25 protein-coding genes are annotated in these 25,215 nt (G+C 65.4%); 11 read left to right on the top strand and 14 right to left on the bottom strand.

Annotated features, from left to right (window positions below):
* Window positions 1–21 precede the first annotated feature (21 nt).
* From D8Z78_RS11570 to recR, 4 genes are all read left to right on the top strand, one after another.
* Complete coding sequence (locus D8Z78_RS11570) at window positions 22–1,761, top strand: DNA polymerase III subunit gamma/tau (protein WP_121630288.1); 1,740 nt, start codon at window positions 22–24, stop codon at window positions 1,759–1,761.
* Window positions 1,748–2,182: a hypothetical protein gene (locus tag D8Z78_RS11565; RefSeq protein ID WP_121630287.1), complete on the top strand. Its 435-nt coding sequence runs from the start codon at window positions 1,748–1,750 to the stop codon at window positions 2,180–2,182. Before D8Z78_RS11570 ends, D8Z78_RS11565 begins: the two co-directional genes overlap by 14 nt.
* 73 nt (window positions 2,183–2,255) lie before the next feature.
* Entirely contained in the window at window positions 2,256–2,600 is a 345-nt protein-coding gene (locus tag D8Z78_RS11560; RefSeq protein WP_121630286.1) for a YbaB/EbfC family nucleoid-associated protein, read from the top strand.
* Between the two features lie 48 nt (window positions 2,601–2,648).
* Window positions 2,649–3,242 carry a recombination mediator RecR gene (gene recR, locus D8Z78_RS11555; RefSeq protein ID WP_121630285.1) on the top strand — a complete coding sequence of 198 codons (594 nt, stop codon included), beginning with the start codon at window positions 2,649–2,651 and terminating at the stop codon, window positions 3,240–3,242.
* A gap of 127 nt (window positions 3,243–3,369) precedes the next feature.
* On the opposite strand, the gene D8Z78_RS11550 is transcribed toward recR, so the two are convergent.
* The 6 genes from D8Z78_RS11550 to D8Z78_RS11525 all read right to left on the bottom strand — a co-directional run bounded on the left by D8Z78_RS11550 (window position 3,370) and on the right by D8Z78_RS11525 (window position 9,860).
* A complete protein-coding gene (locus D8Z78_RS11550; RefSeq protein WP_121630284.1) occupies window positions 3,370–3,909 on the bottom strand; it encodes a TRAP transporter small permease in 540 nt (179 codons plus the stop codon).
* A gap of 57 nt (window positions 3,910–3,966) precedes the next feature.
* Window positions 3,967–4,941: a TRAP transporter substrate-binding protein gene (locus D8Z78_RS11545; protein WP_121630283.1), complete on the bottom strand. Its 975-nt coding sequence runs from the start codon at window positions 4,939–4,941 to the stop codon at window positions 3,967–3,969.
* A gap of 22 nt (window positions 4,942–4,963) precedes the next feature.
* Window positions 4,964–6,247, bottom strand: coding sequence for a TRAP transporter large permease (locus D8Z78_RS11540; protein ID WP_121630282.1), 1,284 nt, complete (start codon window positions 6,245–6,247; stop codon window positions 4,964–4,966).
* 10 nt (window positions 6,248–6,257) lie between these two features.
* Window positions 6,258–7,778, bottom strand: a complete 1,521-nt coding sequence (locus tag D8Z78_RS11535) for an amidase (protein WP_121630334.1) — start codon at window positions 7,776–7,778, stop codon at window positions 6,258–6,260.
* A 117-nt stretch (window positions 7,779–7,895) separates the two neighbouring features.
* A complete protein-coding gene (locus D8Z78_RS11530; protein WP_121630281.1) occupies window positions 7,896–8,801 on the bottom strand; it encodes a LysR family transcriptional regulator in 906 nt (301 codons plus the stop codon).
* Window positions 8,802–9,107: 306 nt separating this feature from the next.
* Window positions 9,108–9,860: a DUF1013 domain-containing protein gene (locus D8Z78_RS11525; RefSeq protein WP_121630280.1), complete on the bottom strand. Its 753-nt coding sequence runs from the start codon at window positions 9,858–9,860 to the stop codon at window positions 9,108–9,110.
* Window positions 9,861–10,121: 261 nt separating this feature from the next.
* On the opposite strand from D8Z78_RS11525, the gene D8Z78_RS11520 reads away from it, so the two are divergent.
* The 3 genes from D8Z78_RS11520 (at window position 10,122) to D8Z78_RS11510 (ending at window position 11,971) form a co-directional block, all read left to right on the top strand.
* On the top strand, window positions 10,122–10,742 hold the full coding sequence (locus tag D8Z78_RS11520) for a ribonuclease T2 family protein (protein ID WP_121630279.1): 621 nt from the start codon (window positions 10,122–10,124) through the stop codon (window positions 10,740–10,742).
* Entirely contained in the window at window positions 10,739–11,140 is a 402-nt protein-coding gene (locus D8Z78_RS24840) for a hypothetical protein (protein ID WP_128910771.1), read from the top strand. The genes D8Z78_RS11520 and D8Z78_RS24840 overlap by 4 nt, the downstream gene beginning before the upstream one ends.
* A 69-nt stretch (window positions 11,141–11,209) precedes the next feature.
* Window positions 11,210–11,971 carry a lysozyme family protein gene (locus D8Z78_RS11510; RefSeq protein WP_121630277.1) on the top strand — a complete coding sequence of 254 codons (762 nt, stop codon included), beginning with the start codon at window positions 11,210–11,212 and terminating at the stop codon, window positions 11,969–11,971.
* A gap of 12 nt (window positions 11,972–11,983) precedes the next feature.
* On the opposite strand, the gene D8Z78_RS11505 is transcribed toward D8Z78_RS11510, so the two are convergent.
* Window positions 11,984–12,613 (bottom strand): sulfotransferase family 2 domain-containing protein, encoded by a 630-nt coding sequence (locus D8Z78_RS11505; protein ID WP_121630276.1) that lies wholly within the window; start codon window positions 12,611–12,613, stop codon window positions 11,984–11,986.
* Between the two features lie 82 nt (window positions 12,614–12,695).
* On the opposite strand from D8Z78_RS11505, the gene D8Z78_RS11500 reads away from it, so the two are divergent.
* The 3 genes from D8Z78_RS11500 to D8Z78_RS11490 all read left to right on the top strand — a co-directional run bounded on the left by D8Z78_RS11500 (window position 12,696) and on the right by D8Z78_RS11490 (window position 15,839).
* A complete protein-coding gene (locus D8Z78_RS11500) occupies window positions 12,696–14,321 on the top strand; it encodes an AMP-binding protein (RefSeq protein ID WP_121630275.1) in 1,626 nt (541 codons plus the stop codon).
* Between the two features lie 131 nt (window positions 14,322–14,452).
* Window positions 14,453–14,743, top strand: coding sequence for a DUF1330 domain-containing protein (locus D8Z78_RS11495; RefSeq protein WP_121630274.1), 291 nt, complete (start codon window positions 14,453–14,455; stop codon window positions 14,741–14,743).
* Window positions 14,744–14,819: 76 nt separating this feature from the next.
* Window positions 14,820–15,839 (top strand): hypothetical protein, encoded by a 1,020-nt coding sequence (locus D8Z78_RS11490; protein WP_121630273.1) that lies wholly within the window; start codon window positions 14,820–14,822, stop codon window positions 15,837–15,839.
* 44 nt (window positions 15,840–15,883) lie between these two features.
* Here the strand turns inward: D8Z78_RS11490 and D8Z78_RS11485 are convergent, their stop codons facing one another.
* The 6 genes from D8Z78_RS11485 to D8Z78_RS11460 all read right to left on the bottom strand — a co-directional run bounded on the left by D8Z78_RS11485 (window position 15,884) and on the right by D8Z78_RS11460 (window position 21,555).
* Window positions 15,884–16,747, bottom strand: a complete 864-nt coding sequence (locus D8Z78_RS11485; protein WP_128910770.1) for a hypothetical protein — start codon at window positions 16,745–16,747, stop codon at window positions 15,884–15,886.
* Window positions 16,748–16,987: 240 nt separating this feature from the next.
* Entirely contained in the window at window positions 16,988–17,620 is a 633-nt protein-coding gene (gene upp / locus D8Z78_RS11480; protein WP_121630271.1) for a uracil phosphoribosyltransferase, read from the bottom strand.
* The gene (locus D8Z78_RS11475) at window positions 17,617–18,621 is read right to left on the bottom strand and encodes an adenosine deaminase (RefSeq protein ID WP_121630333.1); all 1,005 of its coding nucleotides are present in this window, start codon (window positions 18,619–18,621) and stop codon (window positions 17,617–17,619) included. The genes upp and D8Z78_RS11475 overlap by 4 nt, the downstream gene beginning before the upstream one ends.
* 41 nt (window positions 18,622–18,662) lie before the next feature.
* Entirely contained in the window at window positions 18,663–19,874 is a 1,212-nt protein-coding gene (locus D8Z78_RS11470) for a phosphopentomutase (protein WP_206169675.1), read from the bottom strand.
* Window positions 19,871–21,166 (bottom strand): thymidine phosphorylase, encoded by a 1,296-nt coding sequence (locus tag D8Z78_RS11465; protein ID WP_121630269.1) that lies wholly within the window; start codon window positions 21,164–21,166, stop codon window positions 19,871–19,873. Before D8Z78_RS11465 ends, D8Z78_RS11470 begins: the two co-directional genes overlap by 4 nt.
* A complete protein-coding gene (locus D8Z78_RS11460) occupies window positions 21,163–21,555 on the bottom strand; it encodes a cytidine deaminase (protein WP_121630268.1) in 393 nt (130 codons plus the stop codon). Before D8Z78_RS11460 ends, D8Z78_RS11465 begins: the two co-directional genes overlap by 4 nt.
* Before the next feature lie 174 nt (window positions 21,556–21,729).
* On the opposite strand from D8Z78_RS11460, the gene D8Z78_RS11455 reads away from it, so the two are divergent.
* On the top strand, window positions 21,730–24,009 hold the full coding sequence (locus D8Z78_RS11455; protein ID WP_121630267.1) for an NADP-dependent malic enzyme: 2,280 nt from the start codon (window positions 21,730–21,732) through the stop codon (window positions 24,007–24,009).
* Between the two features lie 41 nt (window positions 24,010–24,050).
* On the opposite strand, the gene D8Z78_RS11450 is transcribed toward D8Z78_RS11455, so the two are convergent.
* Window positions 24,051–24,944: a hypothetical protein gene (locus D8Z78_RS11450; protein WP_121630266.1), complete on the bottom strand. Its 894-nt coding sequence runs from the start codon at window positions 24,942–24,944 to the stop codon at window positions 24,051–24,053.
* Window positions 24,945–25,215 lie beyond the last annotated feature (271 nt).

The following is a 25,215-nucleotide window of genomic DNA, read 5'->3' as shown; positions in this document are numbered from 1 at the left end:
CGACCAGACGCGCAGGATACCATGACCGACAGCCCGCAATATCAGGTGCTCGCCCGCAAGTACCGCCCCGAAACCTTTGCCGACCTCGTCGGACAGGATGCGATGGTGCGCACGCTGCGCAACGCCTTCAAGGCGGACCGGATCGCGCAGGCCTTCATCATGACGGGGATTCGCGGCACCGGTAAGACGACCACCGCGCGGATCATCGCCAAGGGGATGAACTGCATCGGGCCGGACGGCAATGGTGGCCCGACGACGGACCCCTGCGGCAAGTGCGAGCATTGCGTGGCGATCATGGAAGGCCGCCATGTCGACGTGATGGAGATGGACGCCGCGTCGCGCACGGGCGTCGGCGACATCCGCGAGATCATCGATTCGGTGCATTATCGGGCGGCCTCGGCGCGCTACAAGATCTACATCATCGACGAGGTGCACATGCTGTCCACCTCGGCCTTCAACGCGCTTTTGAAGACGCTGGAGGAACCGCCGGCGCATGTGAAATTCATCTTTGCCACCACGGAAATCCGCAAGGTGCCGGTCACGGTGCTGTCGCGCTGCCAGCGGTTCGATTTGCGGCGGATCGAGCCTGAGGTGATGATCGCCCTGCTCCGCAAGATCGCGACGGCGGAAAACGCCGAGATCACCGACGAGGCGCTGGCGCTGATCACCCGCGCCGCCGAAGGATCGGCGCGCGATGCGACCTCCCTTTTGGATCAGGCGATTTCGCATGGCGCCGGGGAGACGGGTGCCGATCAGGTCCGCGCGATGTTGGGTCTGGCCGACCGGGGCCGGGTCATGGACCTGTTCGAACGGATCATGCGCGGCGATGCCAAGGGCGCGCTGGAGGAACTGTCGGCGCAATACAGCGACGGGGCCGACCCGCTGGCGATCCTGCGCGATCTGGCCGAACTGACCCATTGGGTCAGCGTGGTAAAGATCACGCCCGACGCCGCCGAGGACCCGACGATTGGCCCAGACGAACGCTCACGGGGCCTTGCTTTTGCCGATGGGTTGGGGATGCGGCCCTTGAGCCGCGCGTGGCAGATGTTGCTGAAGGCGATCGAGGAGGTCTCGAACGCGCCGGTGGCGATGATGGCCGCCGAGATGGCGATCATCCGTCTGACCCATGTCGCGGAACTGCCCAGCCCCGAGGAACTGATCCGCAAGTTGCAGGACACACCGCCCCCCACAACGCCCGCGCCGTCCGGTGGTGGCGGAGGCTACACGCAGGCCCCCAGCGCACAGGGCAGCTATACGCCGACCCATGCCGGGCCGTCCGGCCCGGTGGCCTCAGCCGTGCCCGCGCAGGCGGTCGAGGCGGCCTTGGCCCGCTATCCCACGTTTGAACACGTGCTCGAACTGATCCGCCAGAACCGCGATGTGAAGCTGCTGGTCGAGGTCGAGGGCTGCCTGCGGCTGGCCAATTACCGCCCCGGGCGGATCGAATTCACCCCCACGAACAACGCGCCGGGCGATCTGGCCTCCAAACTGGGGACGGCGCTGCAACGCTGGACGGGCAACCGCTGGGTCGTGACGCTGGTGCCGGATTGCGACGCGCTCACCATCGTGGAAAAGCGCGACGCCGCGCGGCTGGCCATCGAGGCCGAAGCCGCGCAGCACCCGCTGGTCAAAGCCGCGCTGGAGGTCTTTCCCAAGGCCCGCATCAAGGCGGTGAAGACCGAGGAAGAGGCGCAGGTTGCCGCGTTGGAAGAGGCCCTGCCCGAGGTCGAGGACGAATGGGACCCGTTTGAAGAGGACTGACACGCGCGCGCCAAGGCTGGCGCTGGTCTGGCTGTTCGGCGGTCTGCTCAATCCGGGTGGCTATCTGGCTGGCCTCGTCCTGCTGGCGTTTGTGACGCCGCGCGCACCGGTGACGGTCTTGGACATCGGAGTGTTCTACGCGCTGCCCTGTCTGGTCGCGACAGGGCTGATGCTGGTCTTGCGCAAACGTGGCCACAGCCGCCGCGGCGCGGCCCTTTACGGTTTGGCGCTGACCTGCCTGCTGACTTGGCTGGTGATCTGCCTCTATGCCTTTGGCTTCGGCTTCGCAAAGGACGGCGTTCTTGGCATCGACCCGGCGATCCTCTGGCTGGTTGCCGTGCCGACCGCCCTGTTCGGTCTGGTCATCGGTCTGCCTGCTGCGGTGTTCGGCGCGGTCATGTTGCGTTGGACGCGGCTTTAGTCCGGGCATGGCGGGCTTGCCCCCCTGCCCCGCGACGCATATCTAGGCTGCAATCACAATGCAGGAGACGGATATGCTCAAGGGACTTGGTGGCCTCGGCGACATGGCCAAGATGATGAAGCAGGCGCAGGCCATGCAGGAAAAGGTCACGCAGCTTCAGGAAGATCTGGGCGCGATCACCGTCACGGGCGAAAGCGGTGCCGGGCTGGTCAAGGCGACCGCCACCGCCAAGGGCGAACTGACGAGCCTCGATATCGACCCCAAGATCTTTGACCCCAATGAAAAGGAAGTGGTCGAGGACCTGATCCTCGCGGCGATCAAGGATGCGCAGTCGCGCGCGCAGGAACGCTCGCGCGCCGAGATGGCGAAGATCACCGAAGAGCTGGGTCTGCCCGCCGATCTCAAGCTGCCGTTCTGATGTGAAGGGGGCGGGTTTCGCCCCGCCCCACGACTGGACGGCGCAAGCATGAGCGGCACGGATGAAATCGAACGGCTGATCGAGCTGATGTCGCGGCTGCCCGGTCTGGGGCCGCGCTCGGCCCGGCGTGCCGTTCTGCACCTGATCCGCAAGCGGGCGCTGCTGTTGAAGCCCTTGGCACAGTCGATGCAGGTCGTGGCCGACACCGCGCGCGAATGTCTGAACTGCGGCAATGTCGGCACCTCGGATATCTGCGCGCTGTGCGAAGACGAGGGCCGTGCCAACGGCCTGCTCTGCGTTGTCGAGGACGTGGCCGACCTGTGGGCGATGGAGCGGGCGAATGTCTTCAAGGGGCGTTACCACGTGCTGGGCGGGACGCTGTCGGCGCTGGACGGGATCGGCCCGGATGACCTGCGCATTCCGCAGTTGAAACAACGCATTACCGCCGAGGCGGTCAGCGAGGTGGTCCTTGCGCTGAACGCCACCATCGACGGCCAGACCACCGCGCATTACATCGCCGACCAGTTGGAGGGCACGGTGACGCTGACCTCGCTGGCGCAGGGCGTTCCCATCGGCGGCGAGCTGGACTATCTGGACGACGGCACCATCACCGCCGCGCTGAACGCCCGCAAGCCCTTGTGATGACTTGAGAATAGCCTTTTGCGGCAGGCCCACGGGCGGCCAGGCAAAGCTCCGTGACGCTTTGCACACCAGATCGCGTCGGCCTTGTGCTCCCCGGACGCAAGGCGGTCGCGGCGAACGCTGTCTGTCAATCCAGACTGGTGTCCACTGGCTGTTCGTTCGACGTGTCGACCCCGTCGCCCGCCCATTGTGCGGCCAAGTGAACGATGATGATGACCATCGCGATCGGAACGATCACCGCGATCCACACCATCGCGATCCCCAACGTGTCCGCCGTCAACCCGGCTTGACGGCCCAGATACCCCTTGGCCAAGCCGCCGCGCAGCCCGACGAACGAAAAGTAGATGACCGGCAACACGAAGGCGAGAACCGCCGCCGAGCGGATGGCGTCCGCCATCAGACCCAGAAGGCTCGGACGCGCCGGAAAGATGCTCTGCATCAGAACGGCATCCGAGCGTGACTTGAACGACAGCGTCGTTCCCAGCAGCCCGGTCCAAACCATCATGTACCGCGCAACGTCCTCGGTCCAGATCGGCGGGGACGAAAAGCCATAGCGCGCAACCACCTGAATCATCACGGTGACGAACATCCCGGCGACGGCAAGGATCGCCACCCATCGGGCGGCCTGGTGCAGCGCGTTGCTGCTGGCAATGATCAGGTGTCGCATGGCGATGGCCTCTGCTTGGGGAAAGGGGCGCCCGGACTGACGGGCGCCCGGTCGACCTTAGCGGGCCTTGGCGGACAGCTCGCTCCAGGTCTTCACGTCCTCGGACGGCAGCAAGCCGGACTCGTAGACCGCTTTCGAAAGCTCGCGGAAGGCGTTGCGCTCTTCATCGGTCAGGCGCTGGACGGTGACGCCCTTGTCCTCAAGCGCCGAGAGCGAGCTTTCCGAGACCTCGTCAAGCCAGGCCTGGGTGGCCGCGTTGCCAGCCTCGACCGCCGCATCGACGGTTGCGCGCTGCTCATCGGACAGGCCATCGTACCACATCTTCGAGACGATGACGGCGCGGATCGGGACGATCACGCGGGCATCCGAGAAATTCTTGACGAAGTCGGTCTGGCCAAAGGTGATCGGCACGAAAGGCGAGTTGAGGTAGCCATCGATCACCCCGGTCTGAAGACCCGCGGGCACTTCGCCCCACGGCACGATGGTGCCGGTCGAGCCCCAAGCCTGATACATGGCGATCTGGGCGTCATCGAGCGCGCGCATCCGCAGGCTTGCCATGTCGGCGGGCTTGCGCACCGCTGCGGTGGTGGTGATGATCCCCGAGGACGGGCCGATCGGCACGATGGCGACCAGCTTCACGTCCTGACCGGCGATGGACTCGTTGATGCGGTCGAACAGCTTGCCCTCGTTCAACACGCGCTGCATATGCGCCGCGTCGTCGAACATGTACGGCAAGCGCAGCCCATAGACGAAGGGATCGACCTGCGCGATGGCGCGCACATCGGACAGCGAGACTTCGAGCAGGCCGGTGGACAACTGGTCGAATTTCTCGGCCTCGTTGCCGACCGAGCCGCGGGGCATTTCGCGCGGGTCCATGCCGCCCTCTTTCAACCTGGCGCCAAAGGCCTGCGCCCAGTTGTACGATCCCGAGGTCTCCAGATCGGGGCCGCTGTCGAGCGCGATCTTCACTTCGGCAGACACAGCCGAGGCCGAGGCCATAAGCGCCACAAGGGCGAGTGCTTTGAGTTTCATATTCAGTCCTCCCATTTGTAACTCAATCGACGGAAAAGCCAGCAAGGCGCGGCACGCTCAGACTCAGTTCTGGCCAATAGGCCAGCGCCAGCAGCAGCAGAACCTGCACCACGACAAAAGGCAGGGCCGTCCAGGCCAGCCGCCAGTAATTCAGGTTGGTGAGCGCCGCGACCACCACCAGACATTTGCCCAAGGGGGGCGTGATCAGCCCGACGCACAGGTTGAAACACAGCACGATCCCGAGATGGATCGGATTGATCCCCTGCTCCAGCGCCTGCGGTGCGAACAGCGGGATCAGCAGCGACAGGGCCACCGGCGTGTCCATGAACATCCCCGCCAGCAGGAAAATACCCACGAGGAAAAAGAGGTATCTGGGGCCGGTCAGGCCAATGCTTTCCACCCAATCGGCGAGAGCCTGGCTCCAGCCCATCTGCCCGGCCAGAAACCCCAGAACGGAGATCGCGGCCAGAATGATGAAGATCGTCCCGGTCATCCGCGCCGTGGCTTCCAGCGCCTCCACGATCATCTTGCGGCTCAGCCCGGTGTAGAACTGCCCTGCGATCAGCGCAAAGAGCACGGCAACCGCCGAGCCTTCGGTTGGCGTGGCAAGGCCCAGCACCAACGATCCGAGGATGACCACCGGCAAGAGCAGCGCCGGGGCCGCGCGTTTCAGGCTGGGCCAGAAGCGCGGCAGATCGTCAGAGGCACCGCCCGGATGGTTGCGCAGGCGCGCGATCACCGCATTCAGCACGATCAGCGCCACCGCCAGAAGCAGGCCCGGAATGACCCCGGCCGCAAACAGCGCGGCCACCGATGCGCCCGTCAGGCCGCCGTAGATGATCATGATGATCGATGGGGGGATGATCGGCCCGATCATCGAAGAGGCCGCCGTGATGGCGCCCGCGTAATAGCGGTCATACCCGCGCTCTTCCATCTCGGGTACGAATGTCCGCGACAGCGCCGCGCTATCTGCGATGGCCGAGCCCGAGATGCCCGCAAAGAACACCGAGGTCAGGATGTTCACATGCCCCAAGCCCCCCCGGAACCGCCCGACGATGGACAGCGAGAAATCGATCAGGCTGCGCGTCACGCCCGCGCGGGTCATGATCTCGGCGGTCAGGATGAACAGCGGCATGGCCATGAACGCGAAGACGTCAAGCTGGGCAAAGATGCGCTGCGGCAGGATCGACAGGAACTGCGCCTTGCCGACCATTACGAAAGACAGCACCGACACCGCCCCCATCAGATAGGCAAACGCGGTGCCGCTGATCAGCAGGACAACGAAGACAACGGGAATGATCCACATGGGCATGTTCTCAGACTGCGGTTTGCACGGCCCCGGCCCTCTGGGGCTGGGTCGACGGCGGGTGCGTGACGATGGAGCGCAGCCCCGGCTCGACCGGCTTCAGCCGCGCCAGATCGGGGCGCGGACGCGCGGTTTCGGGGTCGGCGGCAAAGAGCGTTTCGATGGCCTTGGCAACGGCCAACAGCCCCTCGTCGCCGCGCACTGGCCCAAGCATCTGCAGACCAAAGGGCATCCCGGCGCCGTCTCGTCCCGTGGGCAGGGTGATCGACGGGCCACCCATCAAGGAGCCGCGATAGGTCAGCGCCAACCAACGGTAGTAGATATCCATCTCTTGCCCGTCGATCCGTTCGGCATGCGGTTGCGTCCACGGGAACGGAGAGACCGGCACGGTCGGCAACAGGATGGCATCCAGCCCGGCAATGCGCGCGTTGAATGCCCGCAGGATGCGGGTTTGCTCGGCATGGGCCCAGCCTCTGTCCGCCAGAGTGAATTGACGACCCAAGGCAAGGTTTGCGTGGATCGTGTCACCGAAATCCTGCGGCGCCCTTTGCGCCGGGCCATCGAAGGCCGACAAAAAGCTTTCGGCGCGCAGGATGTCGAAGGTGCGGTCCATCTCGCCAAGGTTCAGGTCCACCGCGCGGCACTCGGCCACATGCGGGGCAAGCGCCTTGAGCCGCGCGTGGAAGGTCGCGCGGATATCCGCATCGACCGGCGCATCGCCAAAGTCTTCGGACCAGCCAAGGCGCAGCGCGCTCAGCGGTTTTCCGGAAAACCCGGCAAAGCGCGCAGGGGCGGACGGCATGGACAGCGGATCGTTCGCATCATGCCCCGCACAGACGCCCAGCATCAGCAGCAGATCATCCATGTCCCGTGCCATCGGGCCCAACACCGAAATCCCCGACCAGCCCAGCGGTCGCGTCGGATGCGCGATCACGTCGACCGACGGGCGGTAGCCCACGACGCCGCAGATCGCAGCGGGCAGCCGCAACGACCCACCCGTGTCCGAGCCGGTGCACAGGGGCAGCATGTCGGCCGCCAGCGCCGCCGCCGATCCACCCGACGACCCGCCCGCGATCAACGCGGGATCGAAAGGATTGCCCGTCGCGCCCCAGACCGGGTTCCGACTGTTCCCACCCGCCCCCATCTCCGGCACGTTGGTCTTGGCCAAGACGATGGCCCCCGCCGCGCGCAATCGCGCCACCATCGGCAAATCGGCCTCGGGGACATTCCCCCGCGCCCGGGGGCTGCCATGGGTGGTCAGCAGACCCGCCGTGTCCTGCAGGTCCTTGACGCCGATGGGAAGGCCGTCCAGCGCACCGATGGGCGCATTGGCCGCCCAACGCGCTGTCGCACGCGCCGCCGCGGCCACGGCCCGTTCCGTGTCGAACGCCGTCAGCGCATTGATCAACGGGTTCACGCGGGAAATATGCGTCAGGCAGGCTTCAAGGTAGTCGCTGGGCGTCAAGTCATGCCGCGCAAAAGCGACGAGCACGTCGCGCGCCGAGAGCTGTACGATATCTTCTTGTTTCATGGTGTCGCCCAGCGACCGCACGGCAAATCCCGGTGCGGCCTCCTCCCCCTTCATATCCCTCGGTTAAGGATAGGGCGGCAAGTCATGGCAATGATAATGAAATCTGCGCCATTAAACCTAACCAAATGGAATGGTATTGGCCTGATTTGCGGTCTGCCGCAGGCAATCCATGAACAGCGCGAAGGTGCTGTTGGACAGTTCCGCACCCGATTTCCAGAAGCACCGCGCCTCGGAGAGGAAGCCCGCGGTATCAAGCGGCAGAACCACCAAGTCACCGCGCGCCGCGTAGGCCTGCGCAAGGCTTTGCGGAAACAGTGCCAGAACCGGCATCTCGCGCAGCAGTTCGAGGTTCAAAGACAGCGATAGAGATGAAATCGTGTTCGACGGCGTGGTCAGCCCGTACTCCGCAAAGAGCGCATCCACCGCGCGCCGCGCCACCGAATCCGGCTGCGGCAGGACCCAAGGCCAACGCACCGCCTCTGGCCACCTGACATCCTCCTGCCGCGCCAGCGCATGATCCCGCCCGGCCACGACCACCAGCGGCTCGCTGAACATGACCGCCTGCTCGATCCCCGGCAGGTCTTGCGGCTGCCAGACGCGGGCGATCAGCAGGTCGATCTGCCCGGCCTCGAGCCGTGGATAGAGCGATACGAAATGGCCTTCGGTCACCGACAGGCTGGCATCGGGCGCACTGCGTTTGAACAGGCTGATCGCGCCGGGCAACAGGATCGGCGCGACCGAACTGACCACCCCCACCGTCACCGCGCCCGAGACACCGCTGGCCATCGCCTGAATGTCGAAGGACGCCCGGTCCAACTGGTTCAGGACCTGCCTTGCATGCTCTGCCAGACGCTCCCCGACCGGTGTCAGGTGCAGCCGGTTGCGCTTTCTTGCGATGATCGGCGTGCCGATGATGGCTTCCAATTCGTTGATCTGCTTGGACACGGCCGGTTGGGTCACGTTCAACGCCGCTGCCACCCGCGCGACCAGCTTGAGCTCGGCCAGCCCGTGGATGACCCGCAAATGCCGGATGGTCAGCTGTCTTTTGAAGTCGGCTTGGTCGATTTGCCTGCCCTCTTCCGCATGAGACGACGTGATTTCGTCAAGCCATCAGCTGCCTTCGGATTGCAGCCAAACCTCAGTGATCCCACCCTGTATCTACCATGCGCGCCCCGATTTCCAATCTTTGAACGGCGCGGAGACGTGGTCACGTGGCCCGCAGCCGCAAGTCGTTGACCACGCGGGAGGGCGCGTCGTGCGCCTTGGGGCGCGCATCTGGGGCAGCATATGAAAAACCCGGCCAGTGGCCGGGTCTTGGGGGCGGTAGGATCAGCGCGGCTGATCGTCCTCGTCATCCTCATCCTCCGCTGCGGGCGATTTGAAGAAGCTGTCGGGATCGCTGTAATCCGGTTCGTCCTCTTCCTCTTCACCGCGCGGGTCGGTCAACGAGAAGTTCTCGAAGCCCTCGATGGCCGACGGCAGGCGCGGCTCGTCGGTCATCTCGAGGCTCTGCTCGGTCGAGACCAGCTTGCGGCGTTCGTCGTCGCTCATGGTGGTGCCGGCGGCTTTTGCGGCCTTGGCGACAGCGGCGTCCAGTTCGGACTGCTTGCACAGGCCCAGCGCAACCGGGTCGATCGGCTGCATGTTCTGGATGTTCCAATGGGTGCGCTCGCGGATCGACTGGATCGTCGGCTTGGTCGTGCCGACCAGCTTGGCGATCTGGCCATCGGACAGTTCCGGGTGGAACTTGACCAGCCAAAGAATCGCGTTGGGGCGGTCCTGACGCTTTGACAGGGGCGTGTAGCGCGGGCCGCGGCGCTTGTCCTCGTCGCGGGCGGCGGGGTTGTGCTTCAGCTTCAGCCGGGCCAGCGGGTCCTTTTCGGCGCGGTCGATATCGGCCTGCTCCAGCTGGTTGTTGGCGACCGGGTCAAAGCCCTTGACGCCCACGGCCACGTCGCCATCGGCGATGCCTTGGATTTCCAGCTCGTGGAAGCCGGTGAAATCGCCGATCTGCTTGAAGGTCAGCGTGGTGTTGTCGACCAGCCAGACGGCGGTCGCCTTGGGGTGCAGCAGCTTCGCCATGGGTGTGCTCCTTTGCGTCAACGGTCCGACCGGTGAACCCCGGCCAAGTCTGTTGCCGCGCCCGCGGCCTTGCCACGGGCACCCCGGCGGACCGGAGCGGGTTACCTCTGTCGGGAAACTTGGCGCCTATATAGGGGGCAAAGCCGTAAAGGGGAAGTGAAAATCCGCGTATCGCCTTGAACAGCCCGTGACCGCCACATGGTTCTGGCAAAAACCGGCTGAACGGGCTACCAATCCCGCGTCCACAGTCCGAGGTTCCCCATGCGCCTGACCGCCCTTCTCGCCCTGCTTGCCACGCCCGCCTTGGCCCAAGACATCTCGGGCGAGTTCGACTATTACGTCATGTCGCTCAGCTGGTCGCCGAACTGGTGCGCGCTCGAAGGCGACGCGCGCAACTCGCCGCAATGCGACCGCGATTTCGGCTGGGTGCTGCACGGTCTCTGGCCGCAATACCATCGTGGCTACCCGTCTTACTGCACCACAACGGAACGCCAGCCCTCGCGCCAGATGACGTCGGAGATGGCCGATATCATGGGCACCTCCGGTCTGGCATGGCACCAATGGAAGAAGCACGGGGTGTGCAGCGGCCTGTCCGCCACCGCCTATTACGCGCTCTCGCGCGAGGCCTACGGCACCATCACCCGGCCAGAGATTTTCCGCAGGCTGGAGGACACGGTCAAATTGCCCGCCGAGGTGGTCGAACAGGCCTTCATCGAGGCCAACCCGGAGCTTGAGCCGGACATGATCACCATCACCTGCAAGGATGGCCACATCCAAGAAGCACGCGTCTGCCTGTCCAAAGACCTTGATCCCGTGCCCTGCGGCCGTGACGTAGTGCGCGATTGCAAGATGACGAACGCCCTGTTCGAACCGGTGCGGTGAAGCGCCTCGTCGCTTTGATCGCGGCCATCGGGCTGGTGCTGTGCCTGCAATTCCTACCACCAAGCGTTTGGGCCAACCGTCCGAAACCCCGACAATATGTCTGTGAGAGCGTACGTGACGGGCTTTGGTCACCAGTTGCCAACCGCTGCATGACAGAGACCTGTCATGAGGAAGGAACATGTGGGGTGCAGTCCTATCCGGCCGCGCAATGCCACCGTCTGGCCATCGGGGACAGCGTGGCGCGAGCCTATCTTTTGCTCGGGGAACCGGCCCGCCAAGAGGGCGCGGCCTATGGCTGGTACGCGCACAAAACCGATTGGGGGATCGGCGTCACGGCGCGCTTTGAACAGGGCCGCCTGATCGCGCTTGACTGCCCCGCCGCACCTTGGGCGAATTGATCCTGCAAGGCTCAAACCTTTTTCAACACATTTGCGGCAAAACCTCTTGAGTTGCCACGAGAGGTCCCGATGCCGCTGTCACGCCTGCTTGCCCTGTGCCTGTCCCTGCTCGCCAGCCCGTTGCTGGCGCAACAGGGCAGCCTGTTGCAGTCCGGGGGCGTGCCGTTGATCCAATCGGCCAGCGCGGCCTTGATCACATCGCGCGCGGCGCCGTTGATCCCCCCCGGCCAAGGGGGGGCAAAGGTCCAAAGCGCCAGCCTGTTCGCCGGGGGGCAGGACGGGTTCTTTTCCCCCGCGCCGATCCGCGCGCATCGCTCGCGCCCGGTTGCCCTGCCCCAGCCCGGCCCGTTTGCCTCGGATGCCGACCGCATCCGGCACGTCATCGCCAGCGCCGAGGCCTCGTCCAAGGGCTACGATTCCGTCCAGCACGGGGCGCGCGTGAAGCCGTCCAAGGCCCCCACGGACATGACCTTGGGCGAAATCTACGCTTGGATCAAAGCCACCCCGCGCCAGCCCCACGCCATCGGGCGCTACCAGTTCATCCCCTCGACCTTGCGCCGTCTGGCCAAGCAGGCGGGTTTTGGCCCCGAGACGCGCTTTACCCCTCAGGTCCAGGACGCGCTGGCCGATATCCTGCTGGAGGAAGCCGGTCTGAACAAGATCAGGCGGGGCGAACTCAGCCGGAAGGCCTTCATGAACAACCTTGCCAAGATCTGGGCGGGCCTGCCGAATTCCACCGGCAAATCGCATTACCACGGCTATGCAGGCAACAAGGCCAGCATCACATGGGCGCGCTTCGACAAGGAAATGGCGGCGATCTTTCCGTCCTGAGGCGCGCGGCGTTCAGAACGTATAGCCGAAGCGATCGATGTCGGTGCGAAAGATCCCCTCGACCCATTCCGCCAGCGCGTCGTCGTAATAGCCGCGATATTCGCCGCGCTCGGACCGGTTCGCATGGCCGATCTCGGGTTCGAAGCCGAGATGGTCGACCAAGGGCGCCCAGTCCTCGCGCAGGTGTTCCAGCCTGATGAACAGGTCGCAGCGCTCCTTGCCCCCGACCGTGACATAGCGCCCGTAGGGCCAGTCGCGCAGCACCTTCACGTTGAACGGGTGGCGCATGAAATCCGCAAAGCCCAGCCGCTGCGCAAGGCCCACCGCCGGGTGATCGAAGGACTGCCCCTGCAGCCAGTGGTAGTAGCTGACCATCCGGTCCCACGGGTTGCGCACGAGGCAAAAGACGCACATCCCCTCAAGCGGCACCACGCCCTTGATGTCCTCGAGCGTCGAATGCTTCCACAGGCGGCCCGGGGCCACGATCTTTTCGACCCGCGCGCGGCGCTTGCGCGCCTTGGGCGTGTCCCCGATCAGGATGTCGTCGCGGTGCGCGCGCGCCTCCAGCGCCAGCGCCATCGAGGTTCCCCCGGTCTTGGGGATATGCACGAAAATGAAACGACGTCCGGGCGAGATGATCATGGCGCCATGTTTACCGCTAACCTGCCTTTTCACCAGTCGAATCCTTGGCCATAGTCCGTGCGCGACCAAGAGGGAGGCCGAGATGGGCTGGATGAAGGACGAAACCGGGCTGGACAAATGCGCCGCCAATCACGTGGCCCTGACGCCGCTGAGCTTTCTGAACCGGGCCGCCTCGATCTGGCCGGACCACCCGGCGGTGGTCTATGGCCCGCATCGCAAGACCTACGCCCAGTACCATGAGCGCGTCACGCGTCTGGCCTCGGCGCTGGCCGCGATGGGGGTGGAAGCGGGCGACGTCGTTGCGACGATCCTGCCCAACATCCCCGCGCAGGCCGAGGCGCATTTCGCCGTGCCCGCCTGTGGTGCTGTCCTGAACGCCATCAACACCCGCCTCGATCCAGACACCGTCGCCTATATCCTCGACCATGGCGAGGCGCGTGTCGTCCTGTGTGATCCGCAGTTTCTGCCAATGTTGGCCGAGGCGCTGGACCGGATGGAGGGCACGCCACCGCAGGTGATCGAGGTCCCCGACGACCATGCCGGTGTGCACAAACATTCCGACTATCCGCAATACGAGGATGTGCTGGCCGGGGGCGATCCGTCCTTCGCATGGATCATGCCGCAGGATGAATGGGAAAGCATCGCGCTCAATTATACTTCGGGCACCACGGGGCGGCCCAAGGGCGTGGTCTATCACCATCGCGGGGCGTATCTGAACGCCATGGGGCAGGTCGTCAGCTGGCGGATGGTGCTGCATCCGAAATACCTGACCATCGTGCCGCTGTTCCACTGCAATGGCTGGTGCCACACATGGATGATGCCGGTGCTCGGCGGCACCGTGGTCTGCTGCCGCGACATCACCGCGCCCGCGATCTTCGACGCCATCGCCGATGAGGGCGTCACCCATTTCGGCGGCGCGCCCATCGTGCTGAATATGCTGGTCAACGCCCCTGCGGATCAGAAACGCGACTTCGACCACATCGTCGAGGTCTTTACCGCCGGTGCTCCCCCTGCCCCCGCGACGCTGGCCAAGATCGAGCCGATGGGCTTCAACGTGACGCAGGTCTACGGCCTGACCGAGGTCTACGGACCGGCGACCGAATGCACATGGCAAGCGCAATGGGAGCCGCTGCAAGGCGCCGACCGCGCCGCGATCAAGGCCCGGCAGGGCGTCGCCATGCCCTTCATGGAAGGGGTCGAGGTCCACGACGACAACGGCCAGCCGATCCCCATGGACGGCGAGACCAAGGGCGAGATCATGTTTCGCGGCAACGGCGTGATGAAAGGATACTACAAGAACCCGAAAGCCACCGAAGAGGCCTTTGACGGCGGCTGGTTCCATTCCGGCGACATCGCCGTGCAACACCCCGATACCTACGTGCAGATCGCCGACCGGGCGAAGGACATCATCATCTCCGGCGGCGAGAATATCAGCTCGGTCGAGGTCGAGGGCACCTTGATGGCGCATGACGCCGTGCTGCTCTGTGCCGTCGTCGCCAAACCGGACGAAAAGTGGGGCGAGGTGCCCTGCGCCTTTGTCGAATTGAAGGACGGGCATGACGTGTCCGAGGCCGATCTGATCGCCTTTGCCCGCGAAAAACTGGCCGGGTTCAAATGCCCGAAGAAGGTGGTCTTTCAGGAATTGCCCAAGACCTCCACCGGCAAGATCCAGAAGTTCGAATTGCGGACATTGGCGAAATCGCTCTGAGCGGACGACGGGCGGGGGCGATCCCCGCCCACGCGGCGCAATGCCTGATTGCCCTTAGGTCACCCTTGTGACAGTGTGAGGTGGCAACCTCCTGATAAACTTCGGGAAACACAACCCAAACGGGAGGCAACATGCCCGTATTCGTGATCGCCTGCGTCACCGTCAACACGGAGGAACCCGAAGCATACCAAGCCTATCTGGACGCGACCACGCCGCTTTTGGAAAAGGCGGGGGCAAAGGTCACCCAGCATTTTCCGGTCGATGATGTCGTGGTGGGCGACAAGCCCGCCGAGAATGTCATGATCGTGCAATATCCCGATATCGAAGCGGTCCATGACCTGTTCGACAGCCCCGAATACCGCGCCGTAATCCCGATGCGGGACCGGGCGTTCACCACCTACAACGTCTCGATCGTCGGCTGACACCCTGCCGATGGACGCCCTCCGGCCCGCATGCTAACCTGCGCGGCAGAGCAGAGACCGGGACAAAATCACCCCAATGACCGCCCTGAAGGAATTCGACCGGCTGGAGGCGACAGGCCTGTGGCGGCCCACGCCGCAGGACCAGCGGCGCGAGGTCATCGTATCCCTCGGCGATGCCACCCTGACCATGTCCAACACCAACGGCACCGCGTTGGCGCATTGGTCGCTGGGCGCGGTCCAGCGCGCCAATCCCGGCACCCTGCCCGCGATCTACCACCCCGATGGCGATGCGGGCGAGACGCTGGAACTGCCCGAGGACGAAGGCGCGATGATCGACGGCATCGACCGCCTGCTGCGCGCCATCGACCGCAAGCGCCCTCGGCCCGGCAAGCTGCGGCTGATCCTTGGCAGCGCCGTTGCGTTGACCATCGCCGCGGGGGCGGTGTTCTGGCTGCCCGAGGCGCTGGAAAACTACACCGTCACCGTCGTGCCATCGGTCAAGCGGCAGGAGATCGGCGAGGCGCTGCTGGCGGACATCGCCCGCGTCGCCGGGGCGCCCTGCTCTGCCCCAGAGGCCGCCCGCCCGCTCGACCGTCTGACCCGCCGCGTTTTGCCCGAGGGGGGCCGGATCGCCATCGTGCCCAACATCGCGCTGGCCAGCACCCACCTGCCCGGCGGCATCGTCCTGCTGGACCGCTCCGTCATCGAAGACCACGAGGACCCGGATGTCGCCGCAGGCTATATCCTGTCCGAAGCGACGCTGGCATCGCAGAACGACCCGCTTGCGCAAGTGATCGACCATGCCGGGCTGCTCGCCAGCCTGCGCCTGCTGACCACCGGGACCTTGCCGGAACCGGCGCTGGATGCCTATGCCGAACACCTGATGGCCCAGCCGGAAACCCGGCCCGACGACATCACGCTGCTCGCCGCCTTCGCCCGCGCCGAGATCCGCAGCACCCCTTACGCCTATGCCCGCGACCCCGAGGGCGAGGACACCCGCGCCCTGATCGACGGCGACCCGCGCGCCGGTCAGCCCAGTCGCGAGGTCCTGTCCGATGCCGACTGGCTGCGCCTTCAATCGATTTGCGGCGGCTGAGTTTCCCCAACCGCCGCTTCGTCATTGTCAATTCACGGAACGCCTCAGCGCCACGGCACGTAGTGCAACGGCGGCGTGATGTAGCGGCGTTCGTTGATATAATAGGTCGCCGGATCGGCCTGATAGGCGATGATCGGATCGTGGTCGTGGATGAACCGCTTGCGCGCGGTCAGCACCGATTCCCGCGGGACGCTATGGGTCCAGATCTGCTGGCTCATGCGATAGCCCTCGACGGTCTGGAGCGCACGGTAGGGGTTCAGGCGGTCATCCTCCCATGCGGGCTTGTAGCCGGCGGGCACGTAAAGCGGCGAGGTGTCGCGGCCTTCGTAGATGTGCCGGGGGATGATGCGCGTCTTGGGGTCCAGACTGCTGTCGTTCCACGTCTTGTTGTAATAGACGTTCTTGCCCGCGGTGGGCGCCTCGCCCCGGCGGACGATGGTGACATGCGGGGATGTCTGCGGACCACAGCGCACCTGCAGCGTCTTGCCTTGGAAGGTGCGGGTGCGCACACCATTGGCGCAGGCACCGTAGGTCGGGACAGCCAGCGGCTTGGTCGCGCGGACCTGCGCCTGCGGTGCGACCGGCACACGGCGCAGCACGCGGGGCGGCTCAGCCTCGACCGGCTTCGAGGCGGGGGCGGCACGAACCACCCGCTGCACGGGTTTGGGGGCCGGCTGCGGGGCAACACGCGCGGTGCGCACCGGCTGCGGGGCCGGTGTCGGCGCCACGACCGGCATCTCGACACGGGGCGCGATCTGGGGTGCCGCCGCCGGGGCCGCAGCCTCGCGGACGGTGCCGAAGGTCGGCTTCTGACCGCAGATCTGTTGCCGCGACCGAGTCACCCGGGGCACCCAAGTCACGTTGCCGTCGAATCCCGCGCGGACAAAGACGCAGCCCTTATTGTCCACGAATTGTCGCCCACTGAAGGACGATGGCGGGAAATTCACCGGAATCACTTCGTTTCCGGCCTGCGCTGTTGCCGGTTGAGAAACAATCCCGAATCCGGAAACCAAAAGAGACAATAAGCCTAGTGTTTTCAAGTTCATGTCTGCCCCCACAGATGCATGTGGGAGCATGGCACGAGTCACAAGGCGCTGTAAAGCCGTCAAATTTCCTTAATTTAGCCACAATTCGACAGGTCTCGGCCCCTATTTGGTGCCGAACATCCGGTCGCCCGCATCGCCGAGACCCGGCACAATATAGCCTTTTTCGTTCAGCTTCTCGTCCAGCGCGGCGGTGATCACCGGCACGTCCGGGTGCGCCTCTTTCATCCGCGCGACGCCTTCGGGGGCGGCCAGCAGGCAGAGGAAGCGGATATTGGTCGCGCCCGCCTCCTTGACCAGATCGATGGCCGCGGCCGAGGAATTGCCGGTGGCCAGCATCGGGTCGACGACGATGGTCAGACGATCCCCCAGATTGTCGGGCAGCTTGTTGTAATACTGCACGGGCTTGAGCGTTTCCTCGTCGCGGTAGAGCCCGACAAAGCCCACCCGCGCAGCCGGGATCAGTTCGAGGATACCATCCATCAACCCATTGCCCGCGCGCAGGATCGACACCAGCGCCAGCTTCTTGCCCTCGATCACCGGCGCGTCCATCTCGCAGAGCGGTGTGGTGATGCGCTTCGTGGTCATGCCCATCTCGCGTGTGACCTCGTAGGCCAGCAGCAGCGAGATCTCGCGCAGCAGGCGGCGGAAGGAATTGGTCGAGGTCTCGACCTCGCGCATCAGGGTCAGCTTGTGCTGGACCAGCGGGTGGTCGACGATGGTGAGGTGCTCGGTCATGTCAGCTCCAGTTTCTTGGCGAGGGCGTCGCGGGTTGCGGCGTCACAAAAGGCGGCGTTCAGCGTGTCGCGGTGGACCGCGGCAAAGATGTCCTGATCCCAGCCGAAGGTTTTCGCAAGGTTTACGTATTCGCGCCGCATGGTGGTGTGGAAGAAGGGCGGGTCGTCGGTCGATACCGTGACCTTGACGCCGCGCTTGCGGAGTTCGTCGATGGGATGCTCGGACAAGGACGGGAAGACCCCGAGGAAGACATTCGAGCCCGGGCAGACCTCCAGCGTGATCTCGCGCTCGGCCAGCAGGTCGACAAGGGCGAGGTCCTCGATGGCGCGGACACCGTGGCCGATGCGTTCGACGCCCAGATCCTCGACCGCCTCGCGCACTTCCTTCGGGCCTTGCCATTCGCCCGCGTGGCTGGTCAGGCGCAGGCCCGCCTCGCGCGCGCAGTCGAAGGACCATGCAAAGTCGCGCTGCTTGCCCATCTTTTCATCGCCGCCCATGCCAAGGCCGACGATCCAGTCCCCTGCCGTCTCGGCGGCACATCGCGCCGCGCGCTTGGCCTTGTCGGGGCCGAAATGGCGGATCGGCGTGACGATGCCGCGCAGGGTGATGCCATGGGCACGCTCGGCCGCATCCGCCGCTTCGCGGATCGCGTGCAGGTATTCCTTCCACGCGTGCACATCGCCGCCGCCGCAGAAATCGGGGCTGAGGAAGGTCTCGCAATAGACCACGTCATTGGCGGCGCTTTCCTCGAGGATCGCGGTGCAGAGCCGGGCAAAATCCTCGGGCGTTTTCAGAACGGACGTGGCGGCTTCGTAAACCTCAAGGAAGTGCCAGAAATCGCGGTAGTCATAAGACCCGTCGGGGCGGAAGATCTTGGACAGGTCGATCTTTTTCTCCTTGGCCAGACCGCGGATGAAGGCCGGGGGCGCTGCGCCCTCGAAATGCAGGTGCAGTTCCAGCTTAGGCAGGCGCATGATCGCGTCCAGCCGTTCCTCGTTCATATCGGCGATGCGTTGGCGCTGCGCCTCGCCCATCGGGTAGCTCATAAGAAGGACCTCCCCGGCCCTTGCGCCGGTATGTTGAGATGATGCGCGATGCTGGCGGCCACGTCGGCAAAGCCGATCTGCCCGATCTCGCCCGCGCCCGCACCCGCGACAATCACGGGGACGCGTTCGCGCGTGTGGTCGGTGCCGAACCATGTGGGATCGTTGCCATGATCGGCGGTGATGATCAGCAGGTCGCCGTCGCGCAGGCGGGCCAGCGCCTTGCCGATCTCGGCGTCGAACCATTCGAGATGGCGCGCATAGCCCGCCACATCGCGGCGGTGGCCATAGGCGCTGTCGAATTCGACGAAATTGGCGAAGGTCAGGCTGCCCTCTTCGGCGGTGTCGATCAGGCGGTGCAGGTCGGCCATTAAGTCCTCGTCCCCGCCTCGGGTGACGTCGTCGATCCCGGACATGCTGAAGATGTCGCCGATCTTGCCCACCGCATGGACGCGGCGGCCCGCGTCATGGACCCAGTTGGTCAGCACGGGGCTTGGCGGCGCGATGGCGTAGTCGTGGCGGTTGGCGGTGCGCTTGAAATTGCCCGGCTCACCGACAAAGGGGCGCGCGATGACGCGACCGACCTTCATGGCGTGCAAGGTCGGCGCGAGTGCCTCGCACAAATCATACAGGCGCTGTAGGCCGAAATGCTCTTCATGCGCGGCGATCTGGAAGACGCTGTCGACGGAGGTGTAGCAGATCGGGAAGCCGGTCTCGATGTGCTCGGCGCCCAAGGTGTCGACGATCAGCGTGCCGGAGGAATGGCAATTGCCAAGGATGCCGTCCGTGCCCGCCAGTTCGCAGACCTGCGCGGTGATCTCGGGGGGGAAGGTGGGGATGGCTTTGGGGAAGTAATGCCAGTCCCATGGCACGGGCAGACCGGCCAGTTCCCAATGGCCCGAGGGGGTGTCCTTGCCCTTGGAGGTTTCCGTGGCGGCGGCCCATTTGCCCATGGGCTGGTCGGGGCCCAGACCTGACCGGCGCTCTCCGGTCGCCAGATGCAGCGCGTGGAACAGGCCCATATCGGCCATGTGCGGCAGGTGCAGGGGGCCGGTGCGCCCGTCATCCGCCTCGCCGCGCGCGCAGGCATCGACGATATGGCCCAGCGTGTTGGCGCCGGTGTCGGGGCGCCCGTCGTTGAAATACTGGTCGGCATCCGGCGCGCCGCCGATCCCGACCGAATCCATCACCACCAGAAACGCACGCATCACGAGACCCTTTCGATCACAAGCGGCAGGTCCGCCGGTGCGGTGTCGCCAAGCCGTATCGCCTGCTGCACCGCCCGCACCGCCTGCTCTGCCGCGCCTTCGCGCGCCGCATGGACGCGGGCCAACGCCTGTCCCTTGCCAACGCGGGTGCCCAGACGCACCACCTCGGTCAGGCCGACCGCCGGGTCGACCGCATCCGTCTCGACCCGCCGTCCGCCGCCCAGATCGACCACCGCCATGCCAAGCGCCTCGCCGTCAATCGCGGTGACGATGCCCGCCTCTGGCGCGGGGACCTCGCGGATCACCGTGGCCTCGGGCAGGAAGCGGCGCCAGTCCTCGACGAAATGCAAAGGGCCGCCAAGGTCGTAGACCATGCGCCCGAACCGCTCGGCGGCACCGCCGCTCGCGAGCGCCTCGCGCAGCTTGGCCGCGCCGTTTTCGACCTGCGCCGTGGCGAGCAGTTCGGCCCCCAAGGCGAGGGTCAGGTCAAAGAGCGGGCCTTGGGCCGCGCCGGTCAGGACCTGCATCACTGCGTCGACCTCCAACGCGTTGCCAAGCGCGGGGCACAGCGGCTGCGACATGTCGGTGATCAGCGCCGTCGTTGGGCAGCCCGCCGCGTTGGCCGTGCCGACCAGCGCCTGCGCCAGCGCGCGGGCCTCGTCGACCGACTTCATGAAGGCGCCCGACCCCACCTTGACGTCCAACACCAGCGATTGCAGCCCCGCCGCCAGCTTTTTCGACAGGATCGAGGCGGTGATCAGGTCGAGGCTTTCCACCGTCGCGGTCACGTCGCGGATCGCGTACAGGCGCTTGTCGGCGGGGGCGATGTCGCCGCTGGCGCCGACGATGGCGCAGCCGGTGTCGCGGACGATGCGGCGAAACCGCGCCTCGTCCGGGGAAATGTCGTAGCCCGGGATCGATTCCAGCTTGTCCAGCGTGCCGCCGGTATGGCCAAGGCCCCGGCCCGAGATCATCGGCACATGCACGCCGCAGGCGGCCAAAGCGGGGGCCAGCACCAGCGACACGCAATCCCCCACCCCGCCGGTGGAGTGCTTGTCGATCACCGGCGCGTCCAGATCCCAGTCCAGCACCCGACCCGAATCACGCATGGCCAGCGTCAGCGCCACGCGCCCCGATTCCGACAAACCGCGCAAACAGACGCCCATGGCAAAGGCCCCGGCCTGCGCCGCGCTGACCTGCCCGTCGGCGAGGCCGTGGGCGAACCAGGCGAGGTCTTTCGCGCTCGGCTCCTCGCCCCGGCGCAAGGCCGTGATGACTCGGCGGGCGTCGCTCATGCCTTGTCCATGTGGGTGCTGGTGAAGGCGCCGGGCAGCAGGTCGGCCACGGTGGTCACGAATTCCTGCCCGTCGGTCGTGGCGAGCGTGACGGTCACCCCACCCTTGGCGAATTCGGCCAGTTTCTGGCGGCAACCGCCACATGGCGGCACTGGATGCGGGCTGTCAGCGATAACATAGGCCTCGGTGATCTCGGTTTCACCTGCGGCGACCATCGCCGCGATGGCGCCCGCCTCGGCGCAAGTGCCCTCGGGATAGGCGACGTTTTCGACGTTGCAGCCGACATGGATCGCACCCGAAGGGGACATCAGGGCCGCACCGACCTTGAACCGGGAGTAAGGGACATAGGCGTTCTCGCGCACCGCGCGGGCGGCATCCTTGAGCTGCATGGGACCTCCGTTCGTCAGGCCGCCATGATGCGAAGCCATGACGGCGGATGCAAGGGCAACGCAGGGGCAGAGCATTTACAAAGCAGGGTTGAAACTGTATCGCCATGGCGACGCATTCCCCTTGGGAAACGACAATGGTTTAACGTTGAACAAACGTCCTGGAGAGGCCGCGAGATGACCGACAGCAGCAATGAGAACCTTCGCCAGGCGGCGCTTTTCTACCATGAATATCCCAAGCCGGGGAAACTGGAAATCCGCGCCACCAAACCGCTGGCGAACGGGCGCGACCTTAGCCGCGCCTATTCGCCCGGCGTGGCCGAGGCCTGCCTTGAAATCAAGGCGGATGAGACCAATGCGGCGCGCTACACGGCCCGGGGCAACCTTGTGGCGGTGGTGTCGAACGGCACCGCCGTGCTGGGCCTTGGCAATATCGGTGCGCTGGCCTCGAAACCGGTGATGGAGGGCAAGGCCGTCCTGTTCAAGAAATTCGCCAATATCGACTGTTTCGATATCGAGGTGAACGAACCGGACCCGGTCAAGCTGGCCGAGATCGTCTGCGCGCTGGAGCCGACCTTCGGCGCGATCAACCTCGAAGACATCAAGGCGCCGGATTGCTTTATCGTTGAACAAATCTGCCGCGAGCGGATGAACATCCCCGTTTTCCACGACGATCAGCACGGCACGGCCATCGTCGTGGGGGCTGCGGCGACCAATGCGCTGCACGTGGCGGGCAAGGACTGGGCCGATATCAAGGTCGTCTCCACCGGCGGTGGCGCGGCGGGCATCGCTTGCCTGAACATGCTGCTGAAGCTTGGGGTCAAACGCGAAAACGTTTGGCTGTGCGACATCCACGGGCTGGTCTACGAGGGTCGCGCCGAGGATATGAACCCGCAAAAGGCCGCCTTTGCGCAGGCCTCCGATCTGCGGACGCTGGATGATGTGATCGACGGCGCGGACCTGTTCCTTGGCCTGTCCGGTCCGGGCGTCCTGACGCCCGAGCACGTGGCGCGCATGGCCCCGACGCCCATCGTTTTTGCGCTGGCCAACCCGACGCCGGAAATCATGCCCGATGTCGCCCGCGCCGCCGTACCGGACGCGATCATCGCCACCGGACGCAGCGATTTTCCCAATCAGGTCAACAACGTGCTGTGCTTCCCCTTCATCTTCCGGGGCGCTCTGGATGTGGGCGCGACTGAGATCAACGACGCCATGCAGATTGCCTGCGTCGAGGGCATCGCGGCACTGGCCCGCGCCACGACGTCGGCAGAGGCGGCGGCGGCCTATCGCGGCGAGCAGCTGACCTTTGGCGCCGATTACCTGATCCCCAAACCCTTCGACCCGCGCCTGTCGGGCATCGTGTCCAGCGCCGTGGCCAAGGCCGCGATGGAGACCGGCGTCGCGATGCGCCCGCTTGACGACCTCAAGGCCTACAAGGCGCGGCTGGATGCGGCGGTCTACAAGTCGGCGATGCTGATGCGTCCCGTCTTCGAGGCGGCGGCGACGGCGGCGCGCCGCATCGTCTTTGCCGAGGGCGAGGACGAGCGCGTGCTGCGCGCCGCGCAGGCCATTCTGGAAGAGACGACCGAGACGCCGATCCTGATCGGCCGCCCCGAGGTGATCGCCACGCGCTGCGAACGGCTGGGGCTGAACATCCGGCCAGAGCGGGACTTTACCATCGTGAACCCGGAGAACGACGCGCGCTACCGCGACTACTGGGAGACGTATCACCAGATCATGGCGCGGCGCGGCGTGACGCCCGATCTGGCGCGGGCGATCATGCGCACCAACACCACCGCCATCGGCGCCGTGATGGTGCATCGCGACGAAGCCGACAGCCTGATCTGCGGCACCTTCGGCGAATATCGCTGGCATCTGAACTATATCCGGCAGGTTCTGGGGTCGAAGAAGCACCACCCGCATGGCGCGCTCTCGCTGATGATCCTCGAAGACGGGCCGCTGTTCATCGCCGACACCCATTGCCGCGTGCTGCCCACGCCCGAGGAGATCGCCGAGACGGCGATCGGCGCGGCGCGGCACGTGGCGCGGTTCGGCTTGCGGCCGAACATCGCGTTCTGCTCGCAGTCGCAGTTCGGGAACCAGAGCGAGGGGTCCGGCAAGCGGCTGCGCGACGCGATGGCGATCCTCGACGCGCAGGGGCACGATTTCTGCTATGAGGGCGAGATGAACGTCGACGCCGCGCTGGATCAGGAGCTGCGCAACCGTCTGTTCCCGGGCAACCGGATGCAGGGCGCAGCGAATGTGCTGATCTTTGGCCATGCGGATGCGGCCTCGGCCACGCGCAACATCCTCAAGATGAAGGGCGGCGGGCTTGAGGTCGGGCCGATCCTGATGGGCATGGGCAACCGCGCGCATATCGTGACCCCGTCGATCACGGCGCGGGGGCTGCTGAACATGGCGGCCATCGCGGGAACGCCGGTCGATCACTACAGCTGACCTTGGGTAGGATGGGTGATCACCCATCCTACTTGCGACCGTCAGTCCGCCAGAGGCTCCAGCGTTTCGCCCACCAGTGCGAACCGCTTCTTGCACGGTGCCGAACCGGCCTTGCCGCAGGCCGAGCCGTGCAGGTCCATCTCGACCACGCCGGGCTGCGGCAGGCTCATGCCATAGACATTGCCCTCGAAGACCTGCCGGTAGTCGCCCCCTTCGAGACCCAGCCAAAGCGAGGTCACACAGCCGGCGGAGCCGCAGACCAGCGACGAGGTGGTCGAGCATTCCGCCTTGGCGTGGTTCACCCGCATGTCGATCGGGTCCTGCCCGTCTAGATCCACCGCCTCGGCCAGCCCTTCCAAAGGCGTCAGCTGGCCGCCCAGCGCATCGCAGGCCTCTTTCATGTCGCCAAGAATGTCGATCAGGGGATTGTCCGAGGTCTTCTTCGCCACCTCCTGCGCCGCGTAATCCGGCCGCGCGCAGGCTTCCTCGACCGCTGTCAGGGCGCTGCGCGAGCCGCGCAGGCCCAGCCGCACGATCTCTGGCGGGCTGTCGATGTCGAACCACAGGCGCAGTTCCGCCTGCGCCCCGGCCTTCAGCCGCTCGATCCCCTCCTCATGCGACTGCTCCATCGGCGCCGAGAACACGCCCGGGCTGGTCTGCTCGAACGTCACCTCGCCCGACAGGCGCGACCCGACAAAGATCAGCGCCCGCACGCGCGGCGCGGCCATCATGTCGATCATCGTCTCGGAGCTTAGCCCCCATGTCAGGGGGCCCCCGGCCTCGCAGGCCAGTTCGAAGCACAGGCCGGTCTGGCCATCCGTGCAGACCTGCGCGGCATTGCGTGCCGCCCCCCCCTCGCCCTCGACCACCCACTGGGCCTGTGCCCCGCTGGCCCAGACGAGGAACGCGAAACAGGCAACGATCAGCTTTCTCATGGTCTCTCCTGGCTGTTGTCCCGTTCTCGCCAATTCCGGGTGGACTGGTCAAGCGCCCGCGCCATCACATCTTTGCAGCCCGGCCTGGAAAAAGTTTGCAAAGTCTTAACTTCTTCGCAGGGTAGCGCATAAATTCTCAATAATTTGCAAAAATTCGCAAGTAATCGGCAGCGGTTTTCGCAAATTTCCTGCGGTAACTTGTCCTGACATGCGCCAACAGGCTTGCCCGCGACCACAGGCAACGCCTAAGCCCTTCAGAGGCATCCTGAGG

Origin of the sequence: Tropicibacter alexandrii (assembly GCF_003667315.2) — a bacterium.
Lineage (GTDB): Bacteria > Pseudomonadota > Alphaproteobacteria > Rhodobacterales > Rhodobacteraceae > Tropicibacter > Tropicibacter alexandrii.
The sequence above is the reverse complement of the archived record's forward strand: the minus strand, read 5'-3'. Positions and strand labels throughout refer to the sequence as shown.

Coding starts and splice junctions, on each gene's coding strand:
- D8Z78_RS11570 (WP_121630288.1), top strand. CDS start 22: ATGACCGACAGCCCGCAATATCAGGTGCTCGCCCGCAAGTACCGCCCC.
- D8Z78_RS11560 (WP_121630286.1), top strand. CDS start 2,256: ATGCTCAAGGGACTTGGTGGCCTCGGCGACATGGCCAAGATGATGAAG.
- recR (WP_121630285.1), top strand. CDS start 2,649: ATGAGCGGCACGGATGAAATCGAACGGCTGATCGAGCTGATGTCGCGG.
- D8Z78_RS11550 (WP_121630284.1), bottom strand. CDS start 3,909: ATGCGACACCTGATCATTGCCAGCAGCAACGCGCTGCACCAGGCCGCC.
- D8Z78_RS11545 (WP_121630283.1), bottom strand. CDS start 4,941: ATGAAACTCAAAGCACTCGCCCTTGTGGCGCTTATGGCCTCGGCCTCG.
- D8Z78_RS11540 (WP_121630282.1), bottom strand. CDS start 6,247: ATGTGGATCATTCCCGTTGTCTTCGTTGTCCTGCTGATCAGCGGCACC.
- D8Z78_RS11535 (WP_121630334.1), bottom strand. CDS start 7,778: ATGAAACAAGAAGATATCGTACAGCTCTCGGCGCGCGACGTGCTCGTC.
- D8Z78_RS11525 (WP_121630280.1), bottom strand. CDS start 9,860: ATGGCGAAGCTGCTGCACCCCAAGGCGACCGCCGTCTGGCTGGTCGAC.
- D8Z78_RS11520 (WP_121630279.1), top strand. CDS start 10,122: ATGCGCCTGACCGCCCTTCTCGCCCTGCTTGCCACGCCCGCCTTGGCC.
- D8Z78_RS11510 (WP_121630277.1), top strand. CDS start 11,210: ATGCCGCTGTCACGCCTGCTTGCCCTGTGCCTGTCCCTGCTCGCCAGC.
- D8Z78_RS11505 (WP_121630276.1), bottom strand. CDS start 12,613: ATGATCATCTCGCCCGGACGTCGTTTCATTTTCGTGCATATCCCCAAG.
- D8Z78_RS11500 (WP_121630275.1), top strand. CDS start 12,696: ATGGGCTGGATGAAGGACGAAACCGGGCTGGACAAATGCGCCGCCAAT.
- D8Z78_RS11495 (WP_121630274.1), top strand. CDS start 14,453: ATGCCCGTATTCGTGATCGCCTGCGTCACCGTCAACACGGAGGAACCC.
- D8Z78_RS11490 (WP_121630273.1), top strand. CDS start 14,820: ATGACCGCCCTGAAGGAATTCGACCGGCTGGAGGCGACAGGCCTGTGG.
- upp (WP_121630271.1), bottom strand. CDS start 17,620: ATGACCGAGCACCTCACCATCGTCGACCACCCGCTGGTCCAGCACAAG.
- D8Z78_RS11475 (WP_121630333.1), bottom strand. CDS start 18,621: ATGAACGAGGAACGGCTGGACGCGATCATGCGCCTGCCTAAGCTGGAA.
- D8Z78_RS11465 (WP_121630269.1), bottom strand. CDS start 21,166: ATGAGCGACGCCCGCCGAGTCATCACGGCCTTGCGCCGGGGCGAGGAG.
- D8Z78_RS11460 (WP_121630268.1), bottom strand. CDS start 21,555: ATGCAGCTCAAGGATGCCGCCCGCGCGGTGCGCGAGAACGCCTATGTC.
- D8Z78_RS11455 (WP_121630267.1), top strand. CDS start 21,730: ATGACCGACAGCAGCAATGAGAACCTTCGCCAGGCGGCGCTTTTCTAC.
- D8Z78_RS11450 (WP_121630266.1), bottom strand. CDS start 24,944: ATGAGAAAGCTGATCGTTGCCTGTTTCGCGTTCCTCGTCTGGGCCAGC.